General features: G+C 65.9%; 19 protein-coding genes. 10 read left to right on the top strand and 9 right to left on the bottom strand.

The window, feature by feature from the left end:
- Nucleotides 1–76 precede the first annotated feature (76 nt).
- Nucleotides 77–1,444, top strand: coding sequence for a dicarboxylate/amino acid:cation symporter (locus E5CHR_RS20605; RefSeq protein WP_162581571.1), 1,368 nt, complete (start codon nt 77–79; stop codon nt 1,442–1,444).
- Between the two features lie 36 nt (nt 1,445–1,480).
- Nucleotides 1,481–3,160, top strand: a complete 1,680-nt coding sequence (ybaL, locus tag E5CHR_RS20600; RefSeq protein WP_162581570.1) for a YbaL family putative K(+) efflux transporter — start codon at nt 1,481–1,483, stop codon at nt 3,158–3,160.
- A gap of 24 nt (nt 3,161–3,184) precedes the next feature.
- On the opposite strand, the gene E5CHR_RS20595 is transcribed toward ybaL, so the two are convergent.
- The 3 genes from E5CHR_RS20595 to E5CHR_RS20585 all read right to left on the bottom strand — a co-directional run bounded on the left by E5CHR_RS20595 (nt 3,185) and on the right by E5CHR_RS20585 (nt 4,559).
- Nucleotides 3,185–3,592, bottom strand: a complete 408-nt coding sequence (locus E5CHR_RS20595; protein ID WP_162581569.1) for a hypothetical protein — start codon at nt 3,590–3,592, stop codon at nt 3,185–3,187.
- 188 nt (nt 3,593–3,780) lie between these two features.
- On the bottom strand, nt 3,781–4,044 hold the full coding sequence (locus E5CHR_RS20590; RefSeq protein WP_162581568.1) for a hypothetical protein: 264 nt from the start codon (nt 4,042–4,044) through the stop codon (nt 3,781–3,783).
- A 137-nt stretch (nt 4,045–4,181) separates the two neighbouring features.
- Nucleotides 4,182–4,559 carry a helicase SNF2 gene (locus E5CHR_RS20585; protein ID WP_162581567.1) on the bottom strand — a complete coding sequence of 126 codons (378 nt, stop codon included), beginning with the start codon at nt 4,557–4,559 and terminating at the stop codon, nt 4,182–4,184.
- A gap of 423 nt (nt 4,560–4,982) precedes the next feature.
- Here E5CHR_RS20585 and E5CHR_RS20580 point away from each other — a divergent pair, with 423 nt between their 5' ends.
- Both E5CHR_RS20580 and E5CHR_RS20575 read left to right on the top strand, forming a co-directional pair.
- Entirely contained in the window at nt 4,983–5,159 is a 177-nt protein-coding gene (locus tag E5CHR_RS20580) for a hypothetical protein (protein WP_162581566.1), read from the top strand.
- On the top strand, nt 5,156–5,515 hold the full coding sequence (locus tag E5CHR_RS20575; protein ID WP_162581565.1) for a hypothetical protein: 360 nt from the start codon (nt 5,156–5,158) through the stop codon (nt 5,513–5,515). Before E5CHR_RS20580 ends, E5CHR_RS20575 begins: the two co-directional genes overlap by 4 nt.
- Nucleotides 5,516–5,550: 35 nt before the next feature.
- Here E5CHR_RS20575 and E5CHR_RS20570 read toward each other — a convergent pair whose 3' ends face one another.
- From E5CHR_RS20570 to E5CHR_RS20560, 3 genes are all read right to left on the bottom strand, one after another.
- Nucleotides 5,551–6,003 (bottom strand): response regulator, encoded by a 453-nt coding sequence (locus tag E5CHR_RS20570; protein ID WP_162581564.1) that lies wholly within the window; start codon nt 6,001–6,003, stop codon nt 5,551–5,553.
- Between the two features lie 149 nt (nt 6,004–6,152).
- Entirely contained in the window at nt 6,153–10,550 is a 4,398-nt protein-coding gene (locus tag E5CHR_RS20565; RefSeq protein WP_162581563.1) for a DEAD/DEAH box helicase, read from the bottom strand.
- A gap of 209 nt (nt 10,551–10,759) precedes the next feature.
- Nucleotides 10,760–11,107 carry a hypothetical protein gene (locus tag E5CHR_RS20560; RefSeq protein WP_162581562.1) on the bottom strand — a complete coding sequence of 116 codons (348 nt, stop codon included), beginning with the start codon at nt 11,105–11,107 and terminating at the stop codon, nt 10,760–10,762.
- On the opposite strand from E5CHR_RS20560, the gene dusA reads away from it, so the two are divergent.
- Nucleotides 11,100–12,089: a tRNA dihydrouridine(20/20a) synthase DusA gene (gene dusA, locus E5CHR_RS20555; RefSeq protein WP_162581561.1), complete on the top strand. Its 990-nt coding sequence runs from the start codon at nt 11,100–11,102 to the stop codon at nt 12,087–12,089. The two genes, E5CHR_RS20560 and dusA, sit on opposite strands and share 8 nt — an antisense overlap.
- 1 nt (nt 12,090) lies before the next feature.
- Here the strand turns inward: dusA and E5CHR_RS20550 are convergent, their stop codons facing one another.
- A complete protein-coding gene (locus E5CHR_RS20550; protein ID WP_162581560.1) occupies nt 12,091–12,969 on the bottom strand; it encodes a TauD/TfdA dioxygenase family protein in 879 nt (292 codons plus the stop codon).
- A gap of 17 nt (nt 12,970–12,986) precedes the next feature.
- Nucleotides 12,987–13,979, bottom strand: a complete 993-nt coding sequence (locus tag E5CHR_RS20545; protein WP_162581559.1) for a Bug family tripartite tricarboxylate transporter substrate binding protein — start codon at nt 13,977–13,979, stop codon at nt 12,987–12,989.
- A gap of 92 nt (nt 13,980–14,071) precedes the next feature.
- Between E5CHR_RS20545 and E5CHR_RS20540 the strand changes: the two genes are divergently transcribed.
- The gene (locus E5CHR_RS20540; protein WP_162581558.1) at nt 14,072–14,854 is read left to right on the top strand and encodes an IclR family transcriptional regulator; all 783 of its coding nucleotides are present in this window, start codon (nt 14,072–14,074) and stop codon (nt 14,852–14,854) included.
- A gap of 6 nt (nt 14,855–14,860) precedes the next feature.
- Here the strand turns inward: E5CHR_RS20540 and E5CHR_RS20535 are convergent, their stop codons facing one another.
- Complete coding sequence (locus E5CHR_RS20535) at nt 14,861–15,508, bottom strand: GntR family transcriptional regulator (protein WP_162581557.1); 648 nt, start codon at nt 15,506–15,508, stop codon at nt 14,861–14,863.
- Between the two features lie 116 nt (nt 15,509–15,624).
- On the opposite strand from E5CHR_RS20535, the gene scpA reads away from it, so the two are divergent.
- From scpA to E5CHR_RS20515, 4 genes are read left to right on the top strand one after another with little or no spacing between them, the layout of a single operon-like run.
- Nucleotides 15,625–17,787: a methylmalonyl-CoA mutase gene (gene scpA, locus E5CHR_RS20530; RefSeq protein WP_162581556.1), complete on the top strand. Its 2,163-nt coding sequence runs from the start codon at nt 15,625–15,627 to the stop codon at nt 17,785–17,787.
- A 2-nt stretch (nt 17,788–17,789) separates the two neighbouring features.
- Nucleotides 17,790–18,887 carry a methylmalonyl Co-A mutase-associated GTPase MeaB gene (gene meaB, locus E5CHR_RS20525; protein WP_162583815.1) on the top strand — a complete coding sequence of 366 codons (1,098 nt, stop codon included), beginning with the start codon at nt 17,790–17,792 and terminating at the stop codon, nt 18,885–18,887.
- Nucleotides 18,884–20,416 carry an acyl-CoA carboxylase subunit beta gene (locus E5CHR_RS20520; RefSeq protein WP_162581555.1) on the top strand — a complete coding sequence of 511 codons (1,533 nt, stop codon included), beginning with the start codon at nt 18,884–18,886 and terminating at the stop codon, nt 20,414–20,416. The genes meaB and E5CHR_RS20520 overlap by 4 nt, the downstream gene beginning before the upstream one ends.
- A 17-nt stretch (nt 20,417–20,433) precedes the next feature.
- Nucleotides 20,434–22,482, top strand: a complete 2,049-nt coding sequence (locus E5CHR_RS20515) for an acetyl-CoA carboxylase biotin carboxylase subunit (RefSeq protein WP_162581554.1) — start codon at nt 20,434–20,436, stop codon at nt 22,480–22,482.
- Nucleotides 22,483–22,490 lie beyond the last annotated feature (8 nt).

Here is a 22,490-nt window from a genome sequence, read left to right as displayed (position 1 = left end):
CTTTTTTTGTTGGGGCGGACTACAGTGGAGGCCAGAGCCTTTTTTCTCCCGCACAACACGTAAACAGGAGATTTCCATGGCCATCGCGACAGATCCCGCTCCCGCCGCCGTGCCCGCACCGAGGACCAAGCTTCCGATCTACCGGTCGCTCTATGCCCAGGTGATCACCGCAGTCGTCATCGGCGTGCTCCTCGGGCACTTCTACCCATCGGTCGGTGAGTCGATGAAGCCGCTGGGCGACGGCTTCATCAAGCTGATCAAGATGATCATCGCGCCCATCATCTTCTGCACGGTGGTGATCGGTATCGCCGGCATGGAGGACATGAAGAAGGTCGGCAAGACAGGCGGGCTCGCCCTGCTGTACTTCGAGGTCGTGAGCAGCATTGCGCTGCTGGTCGGGCTGGTGCTGGTCAATGTGCTCAAACCCGGCGCCGGCATGAACGTGGACCCCGCGACGCTCGACACCAAGGCCATCGCTGCCTATACGGGGCCAGGGAAGATGCAGGGCACGGTCGATTTCCTGCTCAACGTCATCCCGAGCACGGTGGTCGATGCCTTCGCCAAGGGCGAGATCCTGCAGGTGCTGCTGATCGCGATCCTTTTCGGTTTTGCGCTGCACAGGTTCGGCGGCCGCGGCACTCTGGTGTTCGATGTAATAGAGAAGGGCTCGCATGTGCTCTTCACGATCGTGGGCTACATCATGAAGCTGGCGCCGATCGGTGCCTTCGGTGCCATGGCTTTCACGATCGGAAAGTATGGCGTCGGCACACTGTTCTCGCTGGGCAAGCTGATGGGCACCTTCTATCTGACCTGTCTGCTTTTCATCTTCGTGGTGCTGGGGCTGATCGCACGCTTTCATGGCTTCAGCATCTGGAAGTTCGTCAAGTACATCAAGGAAGAGCTGCTGATCGTGCTGGGCACTTCCTCGTCCGAATCGGTGCTGCCGCGCATGATGGAGAAGATGGAGAACCTGGGCGCCCGGAAGACCTGCGTCGGCCTGGTCATCCCCACCGGCTATTCGTTCAACCTCGACGGCACCTCGATCTACCTGACGATGGCGGCGGTGTTCATCGCGCAGGCGACCAACACGCCGATGACCCTGATGCAGGAGATCACATTGCTGGCGGTCCTGCTGTTGACTTCCAAGGGCGCTGCCGGAATTACGGGCAGCGGTTTCATCGTGCTCGCGGCCACGCTGTCGGCCGTCGGGCATGTGCCGGTGGCCGGTCTCGCACTGATCCTGGGAATCGATCGCTTCATGTCGGAGGCCCGCGCGCTCACCAACCTGATCGGCAACGGCGTTGCGACGATCGTGGTCGCCAAATGGACCGGCGAGCTGGACGAGGCGCGGCTGCAGGCCGGCCTGAACAACGAGACCTGGGTAGAGGCCCAGGAACCCGAGGAGCTGGTCAACGCGCGCACCGCGAACATGGCAGGGCATTGAGGGGGTGAGGGCATCGCTCTTGCACAATGCAAGTCGATGCCCCACAGCGTTTCCCTCATCAACACCCTCGCGGCCGGTCTTGGATTGGCCCTGATCCTCGGCTTCCTGGCGGCGCGGCTGCGCCTGCCGGCGCTCGTGGGTTATCTGATCGCGGGCGTGATCCTTGGGCCCTTCACACCGGGCTTCGTGGCCGATGCGGGCATCGCCGCGCAGCTCGCCGAGATCGGGGTGATGCTGCTGATGTTCGGCGTCGGCCTGCATTTTTCGCTCGATGACCTGCTTGCGGTGCGCAAGATCGCACTGCCGGGCGCGCTGGTGCAGATGGCTGTGGCGACGCTGCTGGGCGGTGCGCTCGCGAGCTGGTGGGGCTGGAGCCTGGGCGGAGCGCTGGTCTTCGGGCTGGCGCTGTCAGTGGCGAGCACGGTGGTCCTGCTGCGGGCCCTGGAAAGCCTGGGGCTGCTCGATTCCTTCACCGGCCGCATCGCCGTGGGCTGGCTGGTCGTGGAAGACCTCGCGATGGTGTTGGTGCTCGTGCTGCTTCCACCACTGGGTGCGGCGCTGGGCAGCGGCGCCACGGGTGCGGGCGCGGCGCCTCTTTGGCAGACGCTGGGACTCACGTTGCTGCAGGTCGGCGGCTTCATATTCCTGATGCTGGTGGTCGGCAGGCGGGTCTTCCCCTGGTTGCTGTGGCAGATCACGCGCACCGGCTCGCGCGAACTGTTCACGCTGTGCGTGGTGGCTGCGGCGGTGAGCATCGCCTTCGCCTCTGCGGCACTCTTCGGCGTGTCGTTTGCGCTGGGCGCTTTCTTCGCCGGCATGGTGATGCGGGAGTCGGAGTTCAGCCATCGCGCGGCGCAGGAATCGCTGCCGCTGCGCGATGCCTTCGCGGTGCTGTTCTTTGTCTCTGTCGGGATGCTGTTCGACCCCTCGGTGCTCATCGAGCGTCCGCTGCAGGTGCTGGCCGTGGTGCTGGTGATCGTGGTGGGCAAGTCGGTCGCCGCCTGCGCCCTAGTGCTGCTGCTTCGCTACCCGCTGGGCACGGCGCTGACGGTGAGCGCGAGCCTGGCGCAGATCGGCGAATTCTCCTTCATCCTGGCAGCGCTGGGGGTCTCGCTGGGCTTGCTTCCGCAGGAGGGCCAAAGCCTGCTGCTGGCCGGGGCGCTGATTTCGATCGCCACCAATCCGTTGTGGTTCGGCCTGATCGGGCCGCTGCAGAAGTGGCTGCACGCGCGTTCGCGCCTCGCGCGGGGGCTCGCCGAGCGCGACGATCCGTTGGCCGAGCTGCCGATGAGCACCGACGCGAAGTACCTGTCGCGCCAGGCGGTACTGGTGGGCTACGGCCGCGTCGGGCGGCGCATCGCGGCGGAACTCGCGGCCCACGATCTTCCTTTTGTCGTGGTGGAGCAGAACCGCGAGCTGGTCGAGAAGCTGCGTGCCGAAGGCAGGGCGGCAGTGTGGGGCGACGCCGCCGACGCCGCAGTGCTGATCCAGGCGCATATTGCACGAGCGCGTGTGCTGGTCGTGGCGACGGCCGATGCCATCAACGTCAGGCAGATGATCGGGACCTCGCGCGCGCTCAATCCTGCGATCCAGACGGTGATCCGCAGCCACAACGAGGATGAGGCGCGTCTGCTGACCGAGGAGGCCGAAACGAGCGTCTTCCTGGGCGAGCATGAACTCGCGCAATCCATGGCACGTGCCGTCCTCAACCGGTGACGCCCGCCTGGTCGGCAGGCTGGCTCAGAGGTCTTCGATCACCAGCCGGCAGTAGCGCTCGGCCACCGAGTAGGGCACGCTGCGGACCACTTCCATCAGGCGTTCGGCCGCGGCCCGGTTCTCGGTCTTGACCAGCAGGCCCGTGTGGCCGTCGCGGGCGAGCTTGGTGTACATCCTTACAGTCGCGCCGTCGGTGCCGGCCGAGGGCAGAGGCGAATCAGCGTCGTCCCCGACCGTGGGCGAGATCTGGGAGAGCATCGTCTGGGGTGGAATCAGGTAGACCTCGTCGCCGCTGAAGCCGCGGTCGATCAACTGGTGCCCGACGCGGCTGGCGTCTTCGGCCTTTGGGAACATCACGATCGAATGTCCCGTCGGGTAGAACGCGCCCCCGAAGGCTGCGCACATGTGAGAGTCGAGGACGAAGTGCTTCATGGTGCCTCCTCAATCACGTTGGTTTTAACGAAGATCAGCTTAGTCTTCGCCGCATCCGCATGATGTAGGAAAAGCTCTTTGGGAAACAGACCTTGCAGCCGTGCAAAAGTTGTTCGGCAACAACGGTCTGCGCCGATGCACGCGACAGGCCGCGGGGCACGCCGGCAGGCGATGCGCCTCGGGCTCGATCAGGAGGTGACGCGCTCGTCCGCCGACAGGGGCCACAAGCGACGCCACCATGGGCGCTTCGGTTCCGGTGCGGCGGCGGAGGCGTTGGCAATCAGTTCTGCGGCCATGGAGGCGCGCACGCGCTCTCGCAGTGCGGTCTCGTAAGCGTGCGCGGGCGCTCGTGCGGTGCGGTCGCCGCGAAGTGCCAGGCGCCGCCAAGCGTGGGCCTGTTCAGCGAGTTCCGCATCGCTCAGGTCGTCAGGGTGGGGCAGTTGCTGCGTCATGCTGAACGAGATTGTGCCGCGCTCCAGGCCTTAAAGCATGGCCATTGTCCACGCAGGCGCGCTTCGCTGCAGCCCCCAAAAAGAAACGGGGCCATGCATTTCGCAGGCCCCTGGGCTTCCGAGAGGGAGCGTTGCGCTTACAGCGCGAGTTGCTGACCGCGAGCGGCGGCGCGGGCTTCGGCGCGCACCGCAGCGCGGTCAACCGTGCTGGCGAGCACCTGCGTAACGCCTTGTCCATAGCCCTCGGCGTAAGGGTTCGCGCTGCGTGCTGCGGCTACCGCGTCGTTGCGCACGGTGGCACGGTCGACAGAGGCAGTCAGCGCGGGGGCGACGCGCGACGAGACCCCTTCGGCGTAGGGATTCTCGCTGCGCGCGGCAACGATGGCCTGGGACCGGACTTCGGCGCGGCTGTTGGCTGACACCGGCGCGTGCACGCCTTCGTAGGTTTCCGCTTGGGCGCCAGCTGCGGCGAGGAGGGAGAGAGCGGCTGCGGTAATGATCTTCGAGGTCTTCATTTCAGGTCCTTGATATGGGATTTGATTTCGAACCGGTCTTGGGTGGGGTCGGCGTCCAAAGCAGGACGGCCACCTCGCTCGGTGCCCTGTTCACTCAGAACAGCGATGGCTGCTCCGTGCGATGAAGTTTGCACCGAAAACTAGGTAATAACCCTAGCAATCGGGAACCACGGTGTTTTGCTGACGGAAACAATCGGATCGTCGCCGGCCGCACTCCATCTGCCCTGCTCTTTGAGGTGACCATCCGCGACTTTCGTGAAAAGTCGCACACGATAAGTAGCCTGTAAGTACTACACGTAATTACAATTCGCTACATGCCTTCGCGTGCAGAGACGAATCCTCATCCGCCCTCTTGGCGAACCTTGGGGGGCACTCTTGTCCTCCTATAGGGTGCTCCAGCTCGTGGCGAAAGGACCGCTCCCGATGGTCTTCACTTCAATGCAGGACATCGAGGCGTTGCGGATCCTCAAGGACGGCGGCTGGGTCAAGGCTTCGTTTTCGGCGGCAGCTGGCCGCGAGGGGACGGCCACCGTGACAGAACTGACTCCCCTGGGCCGGTTTGCAATGCAGTTCGTGCAACCTGACAAGGACACGTCATGAGAGTCTTCGTTTGTCTGCTTGCCACCATTGCGATCTTTGCGGGCTGTGTCGGCGCGTGGTGGTTCTACTGGCCGGTGCTTCAGGTGGAGTCCCGCGTCAAGAGCAGGCTGCCTGAAGTGGCAAGCCTCTCAGGTGTGTTCTACAACAAGAAGACGGGGACAGCCTGCGGCTATGTCAGCGCGCATGATCCGGGCGGAAGCGCCGCCGCAAAGACCCACTTCATCCTCATGCCCGATGGCGATCTTCGTCTCGACCCGAAGGATACGATTCAAGGCAGCACGCTGCAGCAGCTCGAAAGTCTTCGCAAGCACGCCGACTATCTGGCACTGGTCTATGCAAGCTGCCATCGGGGGTGAGATCGGCGCGTGGGCGCCCATGAGAGCACGTCTGCTCAGCGGGCCAGCAGTGCGCCAGAGGAGGGGGCGGCAGTCGATGGGAGCATTGAGGGCGGCACGGGGGCGGGCCGAAGGCGGGCGGCTTGTCGCAGGGCCTCGCCGAGTTGCTCGATGCTGAACGGCTTGCACAGCCAGAGAGTGCCAGGGAGCGTCCTCTCGGGAGGTTTGCTGGCCGTCGCAAAAATGATTGGCAATCCGCAGCGGCTCTGCAGCTTGTCTGCCAACTCCAGGCCGGAAAGTCCGGGCAGTCCGACATCGGCCATCAGCACGTCGAAGGCGCCTTCGAGGAAGCGATCGATCGCGCCCTCTGCACTGCGTACGCCCGTCGCCCAGTGGCCGAGAAGTTCGAGTGCTTCAAGAGACGCTTCCAGAACCTCGGGGTCGTCTTCGACCACAAGCACGCGCAAACTGCAGCATGCATCGGTCGAACATGCCGGTTCGCTTGCCATCAAGATTCCTCCATAACTGCCCGAGAAGGTGGAGCATCGGCGCGCACTGATGCACTGGTTGTAGGAACACGCCGCGTGTTTTTGTCTCTGCCCTAGGGCCGTGACCCCTCGAGCCGGAGAATGCGCGTGACCCACGGAGGAGGCCCGATTCATCCCTCCACCGTCGTCGACCGGGTCACCGATGTGGAGCGGAATGCGGGATGAAGGGTCAGCACCTGGCGCGCCTCCTTCTCTGATGCCGCGTCGAGCGGCACCAGAACCTGGATCTCGCCCGCAATGCTGGTCGCTATCGGAATGCCGCCGCGGTAGAGCACGCGCGAGCCCGGCACGCGCGGCGCCCGGTTACCCGGCAGGACGCTTCCCAACAAATTTGCGGGATCGGCTGCCGAAAGGCAGATCAGCTCCGCATCCGGTGGTTGCCGGCGCACGTTGCGCATCAACCCGATCGCCTCCGGGAGCGCAAACTGTTCGCCCGACAGCCCGGCGATGAAGCGACCTCCGCGGATCTCGCCGCGGGCCTCCAACTGCCGGTAGGTACGCACCAGCTCGCGCCAGGGCGGAAGCCATGCCGCCTCGCGCTCGATCAGGTGCCAGCACATCACGCCATAGCGGCGCAGCAGCACGCGCGAGACCTGCTCGATGGCATCGGGAGCCGCGTGATCGATTCCTGCAGGCCGCGCCAGCGACCAGCGTCCCGCGTCCTCGATCCCGAACAAGGCGCCGCGACGGCGCCGAGAGGACGAATGGGAAGCCGAGCGCTTCGAGGCAGGCACCAGCAGCGCCCGCAGGCCTGCATAGCTGTCGCAGCGCACGAAGCCGCGCGAGACCAACTCGGACAGTGCGTCCTCGAGCTCGGTCCCAAGCAGGCGGACGCCGTCCGCGATCTCGTCGAAGAAGGAGGCGCCGCGCTCGCCGAGCCAAGCCGCCACGCGTTGCGCGCGCGACCCTAGCGCAGCGTCGTCGAGAGGCACAGATGCGAGCTGAGTCCACATTGCAGCGCTGCGGCGCGGCAGCAGCACGATTGGCGTGCTGCGCAAGGAGCTGCCGGCGCGGCCGGTCCGGTTCTCGGGCGTGCTGGGGCGCAGGCGCGTCCACATCACACGCCCGGCAGTACAAAGATCGTCGAGCCACGCGCTCGCATAGTCATTGACGCGGGCCGGCAGCAGTTCGGCTTCCCACAGCGCGGCCGGTGCCTCGTAGCCTTCCAGCAGGGTCAGCACGCCGGACAGCGCCTCCGGGCCGCTGACTCTGGACGCGGCGCTCACATGCTGCCACTCGAACAGGAATCGCGCGAAGTCGCGCGGCTCGACCGGCTCGATCTCGCGCCTCAATCGCTTGAGGGTGTAGCGGTGGATGCGGGCCAACAGATGGCGTTCGCACCATTCGGGCTCCGAGGCGCCCGGTGTGAAACGCCCCTGCAACAGGAGGCCTTCACCCTGCAGGCCGAGCGCCGCCGCCTCCACTTCGGTTTCCGGCAGCTGAAGCTGTCGCGCCAACAAGCGGGTGGGCATCGGCCCGAGTCCGCCCAAGCGCGACTGCAGCAGCTCGCGCAATGCTTCGTCGCGCGTCGAAGGGCCGCGCGCGTACCCAGCCGGCGGCTCGATCGCGGGTTGCAGCGGGGCGCAAGGGTAGACCACGCGCGCCAGCGACAGGCGTTCGGCCGCCACCCACAGGCCCCCGCCCGTGCCCGGCGGCACGATGCGCGCCGCGCGGCCCGCATCCGCCAGGGCCGCGAGCCAGGGTTCCCACGCGGCATCGCGCGCGACCTCTTCATCCGTGAGCACGGCCAGGGCGTTGAGCGCTTCGTGCATCTCGTCCGCATGGCGCGGACGTGGCCAGGCTTCTTCCCGCACGCTCTCGATCGCGTCTGCGTCGAGCCGGCCCAGGTCGTCGGCGCTCTCCGGATCGGCGTAGCGTCGACTCTGCACGGCCTGTGTACGCCGCTCTTCCAATGGCGCGTCATCCAGGAAGGCGTAGGGGCGCGCGTTCAGCACTTCGGCGGCGAGTGGCGAGGGGGCGGGCAAGTCGCGCGCGGTCACCTGGACCTCGCCCGCTTCGATGCGGCGCAGCAGGCGCAGCCAGCCTTCGGCGTCCATTGCGTCGTGCAGGCAGTCGTCCAGCGTCTGTGCGATCAGTGGATGGCCAGGGATTTCACGCTCGCCCGCCACGTTCTCGGCGCAGGCCACCAGGTCGGGGAACACGCTGGCCAGCAGGTCCTCGGACTTCATGCGTTGCAGTTGCGGCGGCACCTTGCGGCCGCCGAGGAAGCGCGGCAGCGCGAGGGCGGTAGTCGCGTTCCAGCGCCAGCGCACGCCGAAGAGCGGCGCGTCCAGCAGCGCCTGCATCAGCACGTCCAGCGCGGTAGCCGAATGCAAATAGCGCGCCACTTCGTCGAGCGCGAAGCTGTGGCTGGTCGACAGCGACAGCACGATGGCGTCCTCGGTCGCCGCAGCCTGGAGCTCGAAGTTGAATTTGCGGCAGAAGCGCTTGCGCAGCGCCAGGCCCCAGGCGCGGTTCAGCCGGCTGCCGAAGGGCGAATGGATGACCAGTTGCATGCCCCCCGATTCGTCGAAGAAGCGCTCGAAGACGATCTGCCGCTGGCTCGGCAGCACGCCCAGGACGGCGAGCGTGCGCGCCAAGTGGTCGACAAGCTGGCGAGCAGCATCCTCGGACAGCGCCATCGCCGCCTGCAGCCACCGCACGGCACTGGCCGCGCCGTGCGCGGCGATGTGTTCGCCGAGCTCCTCGCGCAGCCTCGAGACGCCGAAGGACAGCTCATCGCTGCGCCCCGGGGCTTCGCCGAGCCAGAACGGGATGTTGGGCGCTGCGCCCTGCGCGTCCTCCACGCGCACGCGGCCCGCCTCGATGCGCAGGATGCGATAGCTGGTGTTGCCAAGCTGGAACACGTCGCCCGCCAGGCTCTCGACCGCGAAGTCCTCGTTGACCGTGCCGATCTGGTGCGCCTGCGGCTCGAGCAGCACGCTGTAGTCGCCGGTCTCCGGGATGGTGCCGCCCGAGGTCAAGGCCGTGAGGCGGGCGCCGCGGCGCTCGCGCAGGCGGTGGTGCACCGCATCCTTGTGCACATAGCCGGCGCGCGGCCCGTTGCGGGTGGCGAAGCCCTCGACCAGCATGCGTACCACCGCGTCGTACTGCTCGCGTGCGAGCTGCGCATAGGGCCAGGCGCGGCGCACCAGGGCGAACAGGGCGTCCTCGTCCCACTCGCGGCAGGCGGTTTCGGCGACGATCTGCTGCGCCAGCACGTCGAACGGCGCACGCGGCAGGCGCAGGGCGTCGAGTTCGCCGCGGCGTATGCAATCCAGGAGCGCCGCGCACTCGACCAATTCGTCGCGCGATTGCGGGAAGAGGCGCGCCTTGGGCGTGCCACCCACCGCGTGGCCCGAGCGCCCTGCGCGCTGCAGGAAGGCGGCGATGGAACGCGGCGAGCCCAGTTGGCACACCAGGTCCACGTCACCGATGTCCAGCCCGAGTTCCAGCGACGCCGTCGCCACCAGCACCTGGAGCTCGCCCCGCTTGAGGCGCCGCTCGGCATCGAGCCGCGCCTCCTTGGCCAGGCTTCCGTGGTGCGCTGCCACTGCCTCCTTGCCCAGGCGCTCGCCCAGATGTCGCGCTGCACGCTCGGCCATGCGGCGCGTATTGACGAAGACCAGCGTGGTTCGGTGCAGCAGCACCAGTTCGGCCACGCGCGCATACACCTGCTCCCATTGCTCGTGCGTCATCACCGCCCCCAGCGGCTGCGGGGGCAGCTCGAGGCCGAGGTCGCGTTCCTTGGCGTAGCCGATGTCGACGATCTTGCAGTCGGCTACGCCTCCATGCACATGGCCCGCACCCACGAGGAAGCGAGCGACTTCTTCGACCGGCTTCTGCGTGGCCGACAGGCCGATGCGGGTGAGCGGGCGCCCGCAAAGCATTTGCAGCCGCTCGAGCGAGAGCGCCAGATGACTTCCACGCTTGCCTCCGGCAATGGCGTGGATCTCATCCACGATCACCGTGCGCACGGGGGACAGCATGCCTCGTCCGGATGCCGAGCCAAGCAGCACATAGAGCGACTCGGGCGTGGTCACGAGGATGTGCGGCGGCTTGCGCAGGCTGTGTCGGCGGTCCTTGGAGGGCGTGTCGCCGGTGCGAACGGCGGTGCGGATTTCCACATCCGGCATGCCCAGTGCGGCCAGCTCCGCGCGGATGCCCGCCAGGGGCGCTTCGAGGTTCAAGTGGATGTCGTTGGACAGCGCCTTGAGGGGCGAGACATACACGACCGTGGTCTCGTCCGGCAGGCCTCCAGGCGCGAGGCCCTGGCGCACGAGCGCGTCCAGCGCGGCAAGAAAGGCGGTCAGCGTCTTGCCCGAACCCGTGGGAGCCGCGACCAGCGTGTGGCGTCCGGCGCGAATGGCGGGCCAGGCGGCCTTCTGCGCCTCGGTGGGAGCGGCAAAGCTGCGGCGGAACCAACCGCTGACGGCAGGATGAAATTCGGCGAAGGGCACGGGCGAAAAAGGGTGGAGGCGGCGGCACGCCGGCCGCTGCCAAGGCATGTTACGCGGCTGCGGCGAAGCCTGTGATTTCCGGGACATCGGGCCTGCGAACTGCCCGCCGCGCCGTGCGGCGGGCAGGGTCGCAGCCGTGGCTGCGGGAGCCGGGCTGCGCAATAGACACGCGATCTGCCATTGCCGTCACAAAGCATCAGTTTCTGGCCGGCGATCCGTCTATTTCTTCACGCGCTTCTTGGGGGAATCGGCGCAAACTACGTCCATGGTTTCTCTGGGGGATTGCTGCAAAGGCAATCATTTGAGCTCGCTTCGGCGAGCTCTTTTTTTTGCTCCGTTGGGGCAAGGGGGGCGCGCCGCCCCATTGCCATGGTCCAGGTCCGCCATTTCGACAGGACAACCATCGCGGCCAGCGGGCCGACATCCGCCTGATCGAGCCGATCACCAGGTGCTGCGCCGGGGTGCGTGCGAGCGTTGAGGCGCCGCAGCTCGCGAGGTGCGCCGCAAAGGGCAAAATGCGAAGACCCTGCCGCGCGCGCCTTGCGCTTGAAAATGCGCTCCTGCTTGAAGGACCTCCATGGCAGGCCATGGATATCGATGGACACTGAACACACCTGGGCCGGCCGCGTTTCGTGCGCGCCGATGATGGACTGGACCGATCGCCATTGCAGGTACTTCCACCGCCTGCTGACGCGCCGCGCCTTGCTCTACACCGAAATGGTGACCACCGGTGCGCTGATCCATGGCGACGTGCCGCGGCATCTGCGCTTCAACGCCGAGGAACATCCGGTTGCGCTGCAGCTCGGTGGCAGCGAGGCAGCGGAGCTGGCGCATTGCGCGAAGCTCGGCGAGGCGTGGGGCTACGACGAAATCAACCTCAACTGCGGGTGCCCCAGCGAGCGCGTGCAGCGCGGCGCCTTCGGTGCCTGCCTGATGAACGAACCGCAGCTCGTTTACGACTGCGTGAAGGCCATGGTCGATGTCGTGAGCGTGCCGGTCACCGTCAAGCACCGCATCGGCATCGACAAGACCGAGTCCTATGAATTCGTGCGCGATTTCGTCGGCATGGTGAGCGAAGCAGGTTGCCGCACCTTCATCGTCCATGCGCGCAATGCCTGGCTGAACGGCCTGTCGCCCAAGCAGAACCGCGAGGTGCCGCCGCTGCGCTACGAACTCGTGCACCGGCTCAAGCATGACTTTCCCGAGCTCGCCATCTCGATCAACGGCGGCTTCAACGACAACGCGCAGATGCTGGCGCATCTGCGCCTGCTCGACGGCGTGATGATCGGGCGCGAGGCATATCACAACCCGTGGTGGCTCGCGCAATGGGACGAGGTCTTTTATCGCCAGCCGCCCTCCGTCCTCACCCGCGAGGAAGCGGAGCGCAGGATGTGCGACTACATGGTTCGCGAAGCGGCCGAGCACGGCACGCCTTGGTCGAACATCGCGCGCCACATGCTCGGCCTTCGCAACGGTCTGCCCGGCGCGCGCCGCTGGCGACAGGTCTGGAGCGACCACCGGCTGAAGGCGCTGCCGCCGCACGAGGTCATGGCGATCGCGCACGAGCCGGCGGCAGCCGTCGCCTGACTCAAGCTGCCATCAGCCGTGCCTCGGGCACGTCTTCGATGGTGGTGCGGCGCAGTTCACGCCGCTGCGCAACGTCATAGCGGCGGCCGCGATGCAAGGTGCTGCGGTTGTCCCACATCACCAGGTCGCTGACCTGCCATTCGTGGCGGTAGACGAACTCTCGCTGAGTCGCATGCTCCAGCAGGTCTTGCAGGTACATGCGCGACTCGGCTGTGGGCCATCCGATGATCTGCCGTGCATGCACGCCGACGAAGAGCAGCTTGCGGCCCGAGCCCGGGTGCGTCTGCACCAGTGGCCAGACCGCAGGGGGGATGGCCTTCTTTTGCTCGTCGGTGTACGCCTCGTCGCCCAGCAGGATGCGCGTGTGCAACGCGTAGTGCTCTGCGCGCAGGTCATGCACCTCGGCCTTCGTGCGATCGGGCAGCGCGTCGTAGGCGGCGCGCAGGTCGGCGAATTCGGTGTTGCCGCCCCAGCTCGGCAACACCAGTGCGTGCAGCATCGAATACGCGGCGCGCGGGTCCTGGAAGGAGCTGTCGCTGTGCCAGAGCTGATTGGCGAAGTTCGAGAGGTTCTTGGGCGAGTCGCGCCGTGCGACGTTGCCTTCGGCGTCGACGTTGGAAATGTCGATCAGGCGTTCGTCCTCCAGGCGTTCCTTCCGGTTGAAGACTTTCTTGAGTCCCAGGTCGAGCGGGCCGAAGGATTTTGCAAAGTCGATCTGCTGCTGGCCTGTCAAGGGCTGGCCGCGCCACACGAGCACGGCGTATTCATTCATCGCTGCGTTGATCTCGCGAACCTCGGTGTCGGACAGCGGGCGCGCGATGTCGATACCGCTGGCTTCGGCGACGAACAGGGGATGCAGGGGCTTGAGCTGGAGGGACATGGAAGGTCTCGAAACAGTTATTCGGCCTGGATGCCGGCCTCGTTGATCACGCGTGCCCAGCGCTTCATCTCGGATTGCACGAAGGCCTCGAACTGCTGGGGCCTGGAGGCGACCACCTCCATGCCTTGTTCCTCGATGCGCTTTCGGATGTCGGGAGTGCGCAGCACCTTCTCGGTGTCGGCCTGGATCTTCTGGATGACGGCCCTGGGCGTGCCGTGCGGCGCAACGAAGCCCAGCAATGCGTTGACATTGAAGCCCGGGAGCGTCTCGGCCACCGTGGGGTAGTCGAAGCCCGCCACGCGCTTGTCTCCAAGCGTGGCGATCATCTTCATCCGGCCTGCCTTCACGTAGGGCAGGATCGAAAGAAACGGATCGACCACGATGTCGATGCGCCCGCCCATGAGTTCGGTGTGCGCCGGCGCGCTGCCCTTGAAAGGCGAGTGGAGCATGTCGAAGCCCGCTTCGCGTTTCAGGAGCTCGGCACCCAGGTGGGTGGTGCTGCCCGCGCCAGGCGTGCCGTAGGTGAGCTTGCCGGGGTTCTTCTTGGCGTAGGCGATCAGCTCGGGCACGGTGTTGAAGGGCGCGTCGGGCTTGGCAACGATTGCCAGCTGCAGGTTCGCGATCTGCGTGATGGCTGCGAGATCCTTCACCGTGTCGTAGGGCAGGTTCTTGCGCAGCGACGGGTTCACGGCAAACGAGGAATTCACCATGCCGAAGGTCAGGCCGTCAGGCGGCGCCTTGGCGACGAAGTCCACGCCGATCGCAGTCCCGGCGCCGGGCTTGTAGTCGACGATCACCGGCTGTCCCCAGATCTCCTGCAGCTTCTGCGCGATGAGCCTGCCTACCGTGTCGGTCGGACCGCCAGGCGCGAAGGGGATGATGATCTTGACCGGCCCTTTGGGAAAGTCCTGGGCCGCGGCGCCGAAGCTGCTGCCCAGCCCGGCAATGGCAATCGTGGCGCCGACCAGCAAAACTTGGCGCCGGGTGCTGCGAGGTGGTTTGTCTCTCATCAAAATTAGATTTTGGAACATTGTTTTGAAATAATATCGACTCGACTGGATTAGTCAACGAATGAAACAACGTTTTAAAAATGGGCAATCAAATGGCTGAGCAAGGGGCAGGAGCGGAGGTCAGTGCCCTGGCGCGCGGCTTGGCAGTGCTGAAGGTGGTCGGCGATGCAGCCGGACCATTGAGCAACCGGGAGCTAGCCGATGCGACCGGTATCCCCAAGCCGACGGTGTCGCGCCTGGCCGCGACTCTGGTCGCGAGCGGCTACCTGAGGCAGGCGTCGGACACCGAGCGCTTCAGTCTCGGCCCCGCACTGCTGGACATGAGCAACCGCTACCTGCGGCACTTCGATCTGCGCGGGGTTGCACGACCGTACCTGTCGGAACTGGCGGAGTTCGCCGGCGCCAGCGTGCACCTGGGGGTGCGCGACGAGCTCGACATGCTGATCATCGATTCGCTCCGGCCGCGCTCGGCGATGATCAGCTCGCGCATCGACGTGGGCTCGCGAATGTCCATCGCCACCTCGGCTGCCGGGCGGGCCTACCTCGCGGCGCTGCCGCCGGCCGAACAGGCGGACTTGCTGGATCAGGTCCGCATCGCGAGCGGCGAGAACTGGCCCGCATTGGAGCCGCGCGTCATGGCAGGCCTCGAGGAGCATGCGCGGCTGGGCTATTGCAGCTCGTTCGGCGAATGGCACCCGCACATTCATGCGCTGGGATTCTCGCTGCGCGGGCCGCGTGGCGAGCGTTACGCCTGCAGCTGCGGCGGGCCGGCCTACCTGCTGCCGCGCGAAACATTGGTGGCGCGCATCGCGCCGAAGTTGCTGGAAACCGCGCAGCGGATCAGTGCCGACATCGGCACCGTGCCTGCCGACTGAGCGGAATCAGTTCGCTGCTTCCAGGCCGCTGCGGAAATGCTCCTGCATGCGCGCCATGGCGCTGGCGCCGTCGCGGGCCTTGATCGCGGCCATGATCCCCCGGTGCTCCGCCAGCGATTCCTCGATGCGCCCGGCCTTGAGCAGCGAGTTGTGGCGATTGAGCTTCATCACCTTTCGCAGGTCGGCAACCATCTGGTCGCGCCAGCGGTTGTCGGCCATTGCCAGGATCCGCATGTGGAATCGTTCGTTGATGGCAAAGAAGTGGGCTCGGTCCACCTTGCCCGGCGCAGCCGCGGCTTCGAGTTCGGCATGCAGGGTCTCCAATTCGGCCAGCTGCGCTTTGGAAGCCCGCTCCGCGACCACGCGCACGGCGTCGCTCTCGAGCAGGCTGAGCAGGTGGTAGACGTCCGACAGGTCCTTCTCCGACACCTCGGTCACGTAGGCGCCCCGCCGCACCTTCATCGTCACCAGGCCTTCAGCCGCCAACACCTTGAGCGCTTCCCGCAGCGGCGTGCGGCTGATGCCGTACTCCTCGGCCAGCTTGAGTTCGTCGATCCAGCTGCCGGGCTCCAGTTCGCGGTTGAAGATGCGTTGGCGCAGCAGTTCCGCCACCTCTTCGTAGAGGGCGCGCGGGGTGAGGGTAAGGGCGGACATGCGCGAAATGTACCGCAACGCCGGAAGTTTGAATTAATAATTACAGATGGGTTAGACTTGCACCGAATCGTCGCGCCCCGCGCGGCATGCCCTTCCACACTTGCAGAGCCGGCGCAATGAGCAGCAAACCCGAACCGACCTTCCAGACCGCGACCCTAGAAGCCTGGGCCAAGGCTGCAGCCAAGTCCGCCCCGGGCGGCGACGTCCAGGCGCTCAACTGGATCACGCCCGATGGCATCGCAGTGAAGCCGCTCTACACCGCGGCTGATCTCAAGGGCCTGAAGTACACCGACACGCTGCCCGGCTTCGAGCCCTACCTGCGAGGCCCGCAGGCCACGATGTACGCGGTGCGCCCCTGGACCATCCGCCAGTACGCGGGCTTCTCCACTGCCGAGGAGTCGAACGCGTTCTATCGCAAGGCGCTGGCCGCGGGCGGGCAGGGCGTCAGCGTGGCCTTCGACCTGGCGACGCATCGCGGCTACGACAGCGACCATCCGCGCGTGACCGGCGACGTCGGCAAGGCGGGCGTGGCGATCGACAGCGTGGAGGACATGAAGATCCTTTTCGACCAGATTCCGCTGGACAAGGTCAGCGTCTCGATGACGATGAACGGCGCGGTGCTGCCCGTGCTCGCCGGCTACATCGTCGCGGCCGAGGAGCAGGGCGTGGCGCAGGACCAGCTTTCGGGGACCATCCAGAACGACATCCTCAAGGAGTTCATGGTCCGCAACACCTACATCTTCCCGCCCGAGCCCTCGATGCGGATCATCGGCGACATCATTGCGTACACCGCGGAGAAGATGCCGAAGTTCAACTCCATCTCCATCAGCGGCTACCACATGCAGGAGGCCGGCGCCAACCAGGCGCTGGAACTGGCCTTTACGCTGGCGGACGGCAAGGAGTACGTGAAGACGGCGCTGGCCAAGGGGCTCGACGTCGACGGCTTTGCCGGGCGCCTGAGCTTCTTCTGGGCCATCGGCATGAACTTCTACCTGGAGGTCGCCAAGATGCGCGCCGCGCGCCTCCTCTGGTGCCGCATCATGAAGGAGTTCAATCCCAAGAACCCGAAGAGCCTGATGCTGCGCACCCATTGCCAGACGTCGGGCTGGAGCCTGACGGAGCAGGACCCGTACAACAACGTGGTGCGCACCACCATCGAGGCCATGGCCGCGGTCTTCGGCGGCACCCAGAGCCTGCACACCAATGCGCTGGACGAAGCGATCGCGTTGCCCACCGAATTCAGCGCACGCATCGCGCGCAACACGCAGCTCATCATCCAGGAAGAGACCCACATCACGAACGTGATCGATCCCTGGGCCGGCAGCTACATGATGGAGAAGCTCACGCAGGACATGGCGGATGCGGCCTGGGCCATCATCGAGGAGGTCGAGGCGATGGGCGGCATGACCAAGGCCGTGGACAGCGGCTGGGCCAAGCTCAAGATCGAGGCCGCGGCAGCCGACAAGCAGGCGCGCATCGACTCGGGGCAGGACGTGATCGTGGGCGTCAACAAGTACAAGCTGCAGAGCGAGGACACGCACGACATCCTGCAGATCGACAACGTCAAGGTGCGCGACAGCCAGATCGCGCGGCTCAAGGCGGTGCGTGAGAAGCGTGACGGCGCCAAGGTCCAGGCCGCGCTCGACGCGATGACCGCGGCCGCCGAAAGCGGCACGGGCAATCTGCTCGCGCTGAGCGTCGAGGCCGTGCGCCTGCGCGCGACGGTGGGCGAGATCAGCGATGCGCTGGAGAAGGTTTACGGACGCCATCGTGCCGACACGCAGAAGGTGACCGGCGTGTACGCCGCCGCCTACGACTCGGCCGAAGGCTGGGAGGCGCTGCAGAAGGAGATTGCGGGGTTCGCCGAGGAACAGGGGCGGCGTCCGCGGGTGATGATCTCCAAGCTCGGCCAGGATGGCCACGATCGCGGCGCCAAGGTCGTCGCCACGGCTTTCGCCGACCTGGGCTTCGACGTCGACATGGGGCCGCTGTTCCAGACCCCCGAGGAATGCGCGCGCCAGGCCATCGAGAACGACGTGCATGCGGTGGGCGTGAGTACTCTGGCCGCGGGGCACAAGACGCTGGTGCCCGCGATCATCGAGGAGCTGAAGAAGCAGGGCGCTGACGACATCATCGTGTTCGTCGGCGGCGTGATTCCGCGGCAGGACTACGAGTTCCTGTACGAAGCTGGGGTCAAGGGCATCTACGGGCCAGGCACGCCGATACCGGCCAGTGCCAAGGACGTGCTGGAGCAGATTCGCGTGGCGGTCGCGGCTTGAGCATGCCTGCCGCGGCTCCAAGCGTGTTGACAGCCGAAGCGCTGGCGGAGGCCGACGGCCCCCGGCAGCGCCGTGCGATCGCGAAAGCCATTACGCTGCTCGAATCCACGAGGGCTGACCATCGCGCGCAAGCCGATCAATTGTTGACGGCGCTGCTGCCGCGCACCGGCAAATCCTTTCGACTCGGCATCTCGGGCGTGCCGGGCGTCGGGAAGTCCACCTTCATCGAGACGCTCGGGTTGTACCTGATCGAACGCGGCCATCGCGTGGCGGTCCTTACCATCGACCCGTCGTCCACCGTCTCCGGCGGCTCGATCCTCGGCGACAAGACGCGCATGGAAAAGCTTTCGGTGCACGAGCGTGCCTACATCCGCCCCAGCCCGTCGAGCGGTACGCTGGGCGGGGTGGCCGAAAAGACGCGCGAGGCCATGCTGGTCTGCGAGGCCGCCGGCTACGACATCGTGATCGTCGAGACCGTCGGCGTCGGCCAGAGTGAGACCGCGGTCTCGGGCATGACCGACATGTTCGTGCTGCTGCAGCTCCCCAATGCCGGCGATGACCTGCAGGCCATCAAGAAGGGCGTGATGGAGCTGGCCGACCTGGTGGTCATCAACAAGGCCGATATCGATCCCGACGCGGCGACGCGCGCGCAGGCCCAGATCACCTCCGCGCTGCGGCTCTTCGGTCATCACGGGAACCCGGTGCATGCGCACGTCGTGCACGGCGCCGATGCGGCGTTGCGCCAGTGGCAGCCCAGGGTCATTCAATCGAGCGCCTTGCTGGGTACCGGCGTCGACGCCTTCTGGGACACCGTGCTGCAGTTCAAGACCCTGCAGGCCGCGACCGGCAAGCTTGCCGCGCGGCGCGAGAAACAGGCACTCGCGTGGATGTGGGAACGCATCGACGCGGGCCTCAAGCAGGCCTTCCGCCAGCACCCGAAAGTGCGGGAGCTGCTTCCGAAGACCGTGGCCCAGGTGGCAGCCGGCGCGCTGCCGGCCTCGACCGCGGCACGCAACCTGCTCGCGGCGCAAGTTGCGCAGGCAGGCGCGGCCCAGCCCCTCGAAGAACACATCAACACCACTTCCGGAACAGGACCATGAAAGAGATCCTCGAACAACTCGAAAAGCGGCGCGCCCAGGCGCGGCTCGGCGGCGGCCAGAAGCGCATCGACGCGCAGCATGCCAAGGGCAAGCTGACGGCGCGCGAGCGCATCGAGCTGCTGCTCGACGACAACACCTTCGAGGAATGGGACATGTTCGTCGAGCACCGGTCCAGCGACTTCGGCATGGCCGAGACGAAGATTCCGGGCGACGGCGTGGTCACCGGCTACGGCATGATCAACGGCCGGCTGGTGTTCGTCTTCAGCCAGGACTTCACCGTCTTCGGCGGCGCGCTCAGCGAAGCCCATGCAGAGAAGATCTGCAAGGTGATGGATCAGGCGATGAAGGTGGGCGCGCCCGTCATCGGCCTCAACGACTCGGGCGGCGCGCGCATCCAGGAGGGCGTGGCCTCGCTCGGCGGCTACGCAGAGGTGTTCCAGCGCAACGTGATGGCTTCGGGTGTGGTACCGCAAATCAGCATGATCATGGGCCCCTGCGCCGGCGGCGCCGTCTACTCGCCAGCCATGACCGATTTCATCTTCATGGTGCGCGACAGCTCCTACATGTTCGTCACCGGGCCGGAAGTGGTGAAGACAGTGACGCACGAGGACGTCACGGCCGAGGAACTGGGCGGTGCCGCCACGCACACCACCAAGAGCGGCGTGGCCGACATGGCCTTCGAGAACGACGTGGAGGCGCTGATGATGCTGCGCCGCCTCTACAACTACCTGCCGCTCAACAACCGCGAGAAGCCGCCCGTGCGGTCCAGCGGCGATCCGGCCGATCGCGCCGACCTGTCGCTCGACACCCTGGTGCCCGAAAACGCGAACAAGCCCTACGACATCAAGGAGGCGATCACGAAGGTGGTCGACGACGGCGAGTTCTTCGAGCTGCAGCCCGACTATGCGAAGAACATCGTCATCGGCTTTGCGCGCATGGAGGGGCAGAGCGTAGGCATCGTCGCCAACCAGCCACTGGTGTTGGCCGGCTGCCTGGACATCAAGTCCTCGATCAAGGCGGCGCGCTTCGTGCGCTTTTGCGATGCCTTCAACATCCCGGTCGTCACGTTCGTCGATGTGCCCGGCTTCATGCCCGGCACCAGCCAGGAGTACGGCGGCATCATCAAGCACGGCGCCAAGCTGCTCTACGCGTATGCCGAGTGCACCGTGCCGAAGATCACTGTCATCACGCGCAAGGCCTATGGCGGCGCCTACGACGTGATGGCCTCCAAGCACTTGCGCGGCGACGTCAACCTGGCCTGGCCGCGCGCCGAGATCGCGGTGATGGGTGCCAAGGGCGCGGTGGAGATCATCTTCCGCGAGGACAAGAACGATCCCGAGAAGCTTGCCGCGCGCGAGGCCGAGTACAAGGCCCGATTCGCCAATCCCTACGTGGCCGGCACACGCGGCTACATCGACGACGTGATCCTGCCCAGCGAGACGCGCAAGCGCATCTGCCGCAGCCTGGTCATGCTGCGCGAAAAGAAGCTAGACAATCCGTGGCGCAAGCACGGGAACATTCCGCTCTGAGGACGGGAGATCACAACATGTTCAAGAAGATCCTGATCGCCAACCGCGGAGAAATCGCCTGCCGCGTCATCAAGACGGCGAGAAAGATGGGCATCCTGACGGTGGCCGTCTATTCCGACGCCGACAAGGATGCACGCCATGTCGAGCTGGCCGACGAGGCCGTGCACATCGGCGCCTCGCCCAGTCGCGAGAGCTACCTGCAGGCCGATCGCATCATCGCGGCGTGCAAGAAGACCGGCGCCGAGGCGGTCCACCCCGGCTATGGCTTCCTGTCCGAAAACGAAGGCTTCGCCAAGAAGGTCGAAGAGGAGGGAATCGTCTTCATCGGCCCCAAGCACTACTCGATTGCAGCCATGGGCGACAAGATCGCCTCGAAGAAGCTCGCGAACGAGGCCAAGGTCAACACCATCCCCGGCTGGAACGACGCGATCGAGACCGCGGAACGGGCGGTCGAGATTGCGCGGGACGTGGGCTATCCGGTGATGATCAAGGCCTCGGCCGGCGGCGGCGGCAAGGGCCTGCGCGTGGCCTACAACGACAAGGACGCCTTCGAAGGCTTCACCTCCTGCCGCAACGAGGCCCGCAACAGCTTCGGCGACGACCGCGTGTTCATCGAGAAGTTCGTCGAGGAGCCGCGTCACATCGAGATCCAGGTGCTGGGCGACGCGCACGGCAACGTGATCTACCTGAACGAGCGCGAATGCTCGATCCAGCGCCGGCACCAGAAGGTGATCGAGGAGGCGCCGTCGCCCTTCATCAGCGAAGCGACGCGCAAGGCCATGGGCGAGCAGGCGGTTGCGCTCGCCAAGGCGGTGAACTACCAGAGCGCAGGAACTGTGGAGTTCGTGGTCGGCAAGGACCAGAGCTTCTACTTCCTTGAAATGAACACGCGGCTGCAGGTGGAGCATCCCGTGACGGAAGCCATCACGGGGCTTGACCTGGTCGAACTCATGATCCGCGTTGCCGCCGGCGAGAAGTTGCCGCTTGCGCAGAAGGACGTGAAGCGCGAAGGCTGGGCCATCGAGTGTCGCATCAACGCTGAGGACCCGTTCCGCAACTTTTTGCCGTCGACCGGCCGGCTGGTGCGCTTCCAGCCGCCGAAGGAGACGATGTTCTCCGCCGACACGAACCACTTGTATGGCGTGCGTGTCGACACCGGCGTCTACGACGGCGGCGAGATCCCGATGTTCTACGACTCCATGATCGCCAAGCTGATCGTGCACGGGCGCGACCGCACGCACGCGATCGCGCTGATGCGCGAGGCGCTCAACGGCTTCGTGATCCGCGGCATCAGCAGCAACATTCCGTTCCAGGCCGCGCTGCTGGCGCATCCCAGCTTCGTGAGCGGGGCTTTCAATACCGGCTTCATTGCGGAGCACTATGGCAAGGGCTTCCGTGCCGAGGACGTGCCGCACGACGAACCGGACTTCCTGGTTGCGCTGGCGGCCTACATGCATCGGCGCTACCGCGCGCGCGCCTCGCGCATCAGTGGCCAACTCGAAGGGCATGGCGTCAAGGTCGGCGAGCAGTTCGTGGTGGTCGTGCTGGATGCGAAGGGAGAGCACGGCCATCGGCCGGTAACGGTCACCGACTACCAGGGCCCCACGGGGTCGAGCGCGGTGACGGTGGGCGAGAATACCTACAAGATCGAAAGCCGGGCGGCGCTGGGCAGCGTGCGGGTCGAAGGCAATGTGAACGGCCGCGGCTTTACGGCGCAGGTCGAGCGCGGCGTTGGCAAGAATCCCCTGGCCTTGCGCATCGCGCACAACGGCCGCCAGGTCGAGGCGATGGTCCTTTCGCCACTGGGCGCGAAGCTGCTCGAGCTCATGCCTTACAAGGCGCCGCCGGACCTCAGCAAGTACCTGATGTCACCGATGCCCGGTCTGCTGGTGGAAGTCGCTGTTCAGCCGGGCCAGCAGGTGCAGGCCGGCGAAAAGCTTGCGGTGATCGAAGCGATGAAGATGGAAAACGTGCTCTTCGCGTCGCAGGACGGCGTGGTGGGCCGCATCTCGGCGGCAAAGGGCGAGTCGCTGGCGGTGGACCAGGTGATCCTGGAATTCGCATGATGGAGGCC

Origin of the sequence: Variovorax sp. PBS-H4, from assembly GCF_901827205.1 — a bacterium.
Lineage (GTDB): Bacteria > Pseudomonadota > Gammaproteobacteria > Burkholderiales > Burkholderiaceae_C > Variovorax.
Note: the sequence above shows the minus strand (reverse complement) of the source record. Positions and strands in the feature narration are given on the sequence as shown.

Bases quoted from the DNA above. Each gene is read 5' to 3' on its own strand.
- E5CHR_RS20605 (WP_162581571.1), top strand. From the start codon at position 77: ATGGCCATCGCGACAGATCCCGCTCCCGCCGCCGTGCCCGCACCGAGG.
- ybaL (WP_162581570.1), top strand. From the start codon at position 1,481: ATGCCCCACAGCGTTTCCCTCATCAACACCCTCGCGGCCGGTCTTGGA.
- E5CHR_RS20595 (WP_162581569.1), bottom strand. From the start codon at position 3,592: ATGAAGCACTTCGTCCTCGACTCTCACATGTGCGCAGCCTTCGGGGGC.
- E5CHR_RS20590 (WP_162581568.1), bottom strand. From the start codon at position 4,044: ATGACGCAGCAACTGCCCCACCCTGACGACCTGAGCGATGCGGAACTC.
- E5CHR_RS20585 (WP_162581567.1), bottom strand. From the start codon at position 4,559: ATGAAGACCTCGAAGATCATTACCGCAGCCGCTCTCTCCCTCCTCGCC.
- E5CHR_RS20580 (WP_162581566.1), top strand. From the start codon at position 4,983: ATGGTCTTCACTTCAATGCAGGACATCGAGGCGTTGCGGATCCTCAAG.
- E5CHR_RS20575 (WP_162581565.1), top strand. From the start codon at position 5,156: ATGAGAGTCTTCGTTTGTCTGCTTGCCACCATTGCGATCTTTGCGGGC.
- E5CHR_RS20570 (WP_162581564.1), bottom strand. From the start codon at position 6,003: ATGGCAAGCGAACCGGCATGTTCGACCGATGCATGCTGCAGTTTGCGC.
- E5CHR_RS20565 (WP_162581563.1), bottom strand. From the start codon at position 10,550: ATGCCTTGGCAGCGGCCGGCGTGCCGCCGCCTCCACCCTTTTTCGCCC.
- dusA (WP_162581561.1), top strand. From the start codon at position 11,100: ATGGACACTGAACACACCTGGGCCGGCCGCGTTTCGTGCGCGCCGATG.
- E5CHR_RS20550 (WP_162581560.1), bottom strand. From the start codon at position 12,969: ATGTCCCTCCAGCTCAAGCCCCTGCATCCCCTGTTCGTCGCCGAAGCC.
- E5CHR_RS20545 (WP_162581559.1), bottom strand. From the start codon at position 13,979: ATGAGAGACAAACCACCTCGCAGCACCCGGCGCCAAGTTTTGCTGGTC.
- E5CHR_RS20540 (WP_162581558.1), top strand. From the start codon at position 14,072: ATGGCTGAGCAAGGGGCAGGAGCGGAGGTCAGTGCCCTGGCGCGCGGC.
- E5CHR_RS20535 (WP_162581557.1), bottom strand. From the start codon at position 15,508: ATGTCCGCCCTTACCCTCACCCCGCGCGCCCTCTACGAAGAGGTGGCG.
- scpA (WP_162581556.1), top strand. From the start codon at position 15,625: ATGAGCAGCAAACCCGAACCGACCTTCCAGACCGCGACCCTAGAAGCC.
- meaB (WP_162583815.1), top strand. From the start codon at position 17,790: ATGCCTGCCGCGGCTCCAAGCGTGTTGACAGCCGAAGCGCTGGCGGAG.
- E5CHR_RS20520 (WP_162581555.1), top strand. From the start codon at position 18,884: ATGAAAGAGATCCTCGAACAACTCGAAAAGCGGCGCGCCCAGGCGCGG.
- E5CHR_RS20515 (WP_162581554.1), top strand. From the start codon at position 20,434: ATGTTCAAGAAGATCCTGATCGCCAACCGCGGAGAAATCGCCTGCCGC.